The sequence below is a fragment of the Aeromonas enteropelogenes genome, from assembly GCF_000819845.1.
GTDB lineage: Bacteria > Pseudomonadota > Gammaproteobacteria > Enterobacterales > Aeromonadaceae > Aeromonas > Aeromonas enteropelogenes.
Genome location: NZ_CDCG01000015.1, coordinates 1 through 2,925, shown reverse-complemented (window position 1 = coordinate 2,925; position 2,925 = coordinate 1). Strand labels below are relative to the sequence as shown.

1 protein-coding gene and 1 pseudogene are annotated in these 2,925 nt (G+C 56.5%); one reads left to right on the top strand and one right to left on the bottom strand.

Annotation, left to right across the window (positions count from 1 at the left end; all coding sequences use genetic code 11):
• Positions 1-239, bottom strand: a pseudogene (locus tag BN1123_RS21635) (ChaN family lipoprotein); the annotation flags it as partial.
• Positions 240-427: 188 nt separating this feature from the next.
• Here BN1123_RS21635 and BN1123_RS05585 point away from each other — a divergent pair.
• Positions 428-2,533, top strand: a complete 2,106-nt coding sequence (locus BN1123_RS05585; RefSeq protein ID WP_042025798.1) for a TonB-dependent hemoglobin/transferrin/lactoferrin family receptor — start codon at positions 428-430, stop codon at positions 2,531-2,533.
• Positions 2,534-2,925: the final 392 nt, after the last annotated feature.

The window sequence follows — 2,925 nt, the reverse complement described above, 5'->3', positions numbered from 1 at the left end:
AATCCGGCCAGCAGGCGGGATTGCAGCAGATGGATGGCGGGGTGCGTGTGCAATTCGCCCACCAGTATGATGTCGGCATCGGTCACACGGGTGATGGCCTGCTCCAGAGTGAGGGGATCCTGCCGATCGCTGCTCAGTTGGTAGTCATAGAGGGTCTGCAACGACGCAGGTGGTACGGGTTGAGTGGCACAGGCCGCCAGCAACAGGGGCAGGGCGAGCAGAGGGAGTCGTTTCATCATGATCTCACGGCAAATGGTTCGGGATGCGCAGGCATCGCGGATGAAAAACAGGATTAAAGGGTAACAGCCGCCGACAGTGTAAGAGCAAGATGCTTGCTTTCAAATGATAATGATTCTTTTTATTGATCTTTGTTTGATGGTGGGTAATATGCGCCTTTATTGATAATTATTCTCAACAAGGATTCTCTGTGACCCATCATAACTCACTCTCTCTGGTTGCCATGGCTGTGGCAGCAGGGCTTTCCACCCCACTCTTTGCCGCAAGCCACCAGGCGGATGAAGTCGTGGTCGTCAGCGGCTCACGGATGGAGCAAAAACTGGAAGATGTTTCCGGTCCCATCTCGGTGATCACCGCCAAGCAGATTGAAGAACAGGTAGTAACCGATGCTGCCGATCTGTTCCGCTACGAGTCGGGCGTGACCGTGCTGGGCGGTCAGGGGGATGCCCAGACCTTCATCATTCGTGGCATGGGGGAGAACCGGGTCAAGGTGGTGCGTGACGGCGTGCGCCTAAACGATGCCTACAGCAAGGGGGGCGTGGGTCAGAGCTATTTCGACACCGACATGATCAAGCAGGTGGAAGTGGCCAAGGGGCCGGCTTCTGCGGCATATGGTTCAGATGCGCTGGGGGGGGTAATCGCCATCACCACCAAGGATGCCGGCGACTTTCTTAAAGGCAGGGACAGCTATCTGGACGTGACCAGCGGCTATGCCTCCGGCAGTCACCAGACGATGGCGGGCTTTACCGGCGCCCTGCGCACCGGCGAGGTGGAAAACCTGCTGCGCTACACCTGGCGAGATGGTGGCGTGACCCAGAATTATGACTCCAGCAAGAGCGATTTCGATATCGGTACCCACGCCCTGCTGCTCAAGAGCAAGTGGAACCTCTCCGATGAGCAGTTCCTCAAGCTGACCGTCGATTACCTGGCCGATGGCGAGGAGCCGGATGCCATCAAACTCAACAAGGTGGGTACCGGCACTGCCCGCGTCTTCGAGCAGCCCATCACCGACAAGCAGACCGACAACCTCTCCCTGGTGCTGGATCACGGCATCGCGCTCAACCTTGGCTGGGCCGATCGGATGGACAGCAAGGTCTACTACTCCCGCACCAAGCAGACCCTGGATCAATACGCCTCTTCCAAGTACCCAGTCAGCCCGAGCAACCCCTATGTGACCAAGAACTCGCTGGACAACAACGAGTTTGAGCAAACTAGCGCAGGAGCCCAGCTGCAGTTCCACAAGGCGATTGGCAATCACCGCCTGGCCTGGGGGGCCGAGTACGAACATACGGACAACGAGCGATCCCGTTACAAGGGGCCCACTACGCCGGGGGATTTTGTCGGCTACAACGAGCTGAGTTTCCCCTCAACTACCAGCGAGCGTGGTTCACTGTGGGCTTTTGACGAGATCAAGTTTGGCGAGCGCTGGGTGCTGACGCCGGGGGCCCGCTACGACTATTACCGCATGACGCCGGACAATGACCCCGCGTACACCGGAGACAAGCTGCACAAGTTCTCCGAAGGGGAGTTGTCGCCCAAGCTGGGCCTGGTATTCAAGGCCCATGAGGCGGCCAACCTGTTCGCCCAGTACAGCCATGGTTTCAAGGCGCCCATGTATGACACCGCCTTCTCCACCCTTAATCACCAGGCTTACGGCTATCGCATCGAGCCGAATCCGAACCTCAATCCGGAGAGCAGCGACGGCATCGATCTCGGCGTGCGCGGCAGCAGTCATGGTCTGAGCTACGAAGTCTCCGGCTTCTACAACAAGTTTGACGATTTCATCGAGATGGTACAGGTGGGCACGGAAGGCAGAACTTCCGTCTATCAGTATCAGAACCTGAGCAAGGCTACCACCAAGGGGGTTGAAGCCAAGGCGGATTACTGGCTGAACGACATCGTCAACGTCTGGGGCAACCTGACCTATATCGAAGGCAAGGATGGGGATGGCAACTACATCAACAGCCTGAGCCCGCTTAATGGCAGCGTGGGGGTGCGTCTCGAACAGGCTAAGTGGAACTTCAACACGGCGCTGCGTTTTGCCGACGACATGGGCAAGGTTCGCAAGGACAGCAAGGGTAACGAATACGTCAAGAGCGCAGGCTGGGGCGTAGTGGACATGTATGCCCAGTTCAATCCGATGGCCGATCTGCAGCTCAACGTCGGTGTCTTCAACCTGTTTGACAAGGAGTACACCAGCTATGAACGCATCGCCGGCCGTGCCGAAGGGTCGGACAACAGCGCCATGACCGAGCCGGGCCGCAACCTGAGCGCACGGATCAAGTACGTCTTCTAAATAACAAGCAGCACACGCAGTCATGAGGGGAGCAGGGATCCCCGCACACATCCCCGCCCGAACAGGCGGGGATTTTTTTATCTCTGCTTCAGTGACAAGGATTGACGCGAGGTCACGGAAAAGTGGCTGGCACCTTGGTCGCACAGAGGGAATGTTGGTAATGGGGGGGCGAGACCATTTTGGTAGTCATAAATGCTGATATGCGCAACATCTTGCTTTCATGATGACATTTATCACTGCCATTGCAGTATTTGGTAGTTCGGGGAGCAGGTTTGCGCGAAATCTTGCGTAAAAAGTGGTGATGGGGACGAGGGCTTGTTTTTATCTATATGATATTTATATGGTTTTTGGTTTGGCATGGACGCTGCTAATAGATTCGCTCGAGTGCTATC